The 1,272-nt window shown below is 64.1% G+C and carries 1 protein-coding gene; it reads left to right on the top strand.

Annotated elements, in window-relative coordinates; translation table 11 throughout:
• Window positions 1–99: 99 nt before the first annotated feature.
• The coding region (locus FJ417_RS32975) for an IS256 family transposase (protein ID WP_140786339.1) at window positions 100–1,272 on the top strand (1,173 nt) is incomplete at its 3' end.

Here is a 1,272-nt window from a genome sequence, read left to right as displayed (position 1 = left end):
CGGTAGTGTGCTGAGAGTTCTGCAAATTCGCTGAGAGAGGGCGGTCATGGCAGGCTGGTGATGTTCAACGTCACCTGATTCCCGCGAAGGAACGCCGCCATGACCAAGACTGAAGATAAATCCGCCATAGCTGCCGTCAAAGACATTCTGCTTTCGAACCCGGCTGGGCTGCACGAAGTGATCCGCGCGGTGATGCAGGAGGTCCTCGAGGCCGAGATGGACGAGGCGCTGGGTGCTTCGAAGAGCGAGCGCACGCCGGAGCGTCTCGGCTATCGCTCGGGTTACTACGGCCGCACGCTTGTCACCCGTGTCGGCAAGCTGGAACTGCGGGTTCCGCAGGACCGGCAGGGGCGCTTCTCCACCGAGCTATTCGAGCGCTACCAGCGCTCCGAGCGGGCCTTGGTGGCGACGCTTGCGGAGATGTATGTGCAGGGCGTGTCGACCCGCAAGGTCAAGGCGATCACCGAGGAGCTGTGCGGGCATGCCTTCTCGGCCTCGTCGATCTCGGCCATCAACAAGCGCCTGGACGAGAGCCTGAAGGCCTTTGCCGAGCGCCCGCTTCAAGAGCCCTTTGCCTACCTCATCCTCGATGCCCGCTACGAGAAGGTGCGCGAGGCCGGCATCGTCATGAGCCAGGCGGTGCTGATCGCGGTCGGCATCGACTGGGACGGGCGGCGCCAGATCCTGGCCGTGGAGATGGCCAATCGCGAGAGCCGCTCGGCCTGGAAGGACTTCCTCGTCGCGCTGAAGGCGCGCGGCCTCAGGGGCGTCGAACTGGTCGTGTCCGACGACCATGCCGGCCTGGTCGCGGCGATCGGCGAGGTGATCCCGGAAGCCGCCTGGCAGCGCTGCTACGTGCACTTCCTCAGGAATGCGCTCGATCACCTGCCTAGGAAGCATGGCGACGATTGCCTGCAGGAGCTCAGATGGCTCTACGACCGGCGCGATCTCGCCGAGGCCAAGGCCGATCTCGCCGCATGGCTGGCCAAATGGTCGGGCCGCTATCCGCGACTGACGACGTGGGTGGAGGAGACCATCGAGCGCACGCTGACCTTCTTTCGCCTGCCGCGTCAGCACCACAAGCACCTGAAGTCGACCAACATGCTGGAACGCCTCAACGAAGAGATCAGGCGCCGCACCTATGTCGTGCGCATCTTTCCCAACGCCGAAAGCTGCCTGCGCCTGGTCAGGGCGCTGGCCGTCGAAACCAACGAAAACTGGATGGAGGCCAACCGCTACATCAACATGGACGACCTGCGCGAGCACAAGAAG

This window comes from Mesorhizobium sp. B3-1-7, assembly GCF_006439385.1.
Classification (GTDB): Bacteria; Pseudomonadota; Alphaproteobacteria; order Rhizobiales; family Rhizobiaceae; genus Mesorhizobium.
The sequence above is the reverse complement of the archived record's forward strand: the minus strand, read 5'-3'. Positions and strand labels throughout refer to the sequence as shown.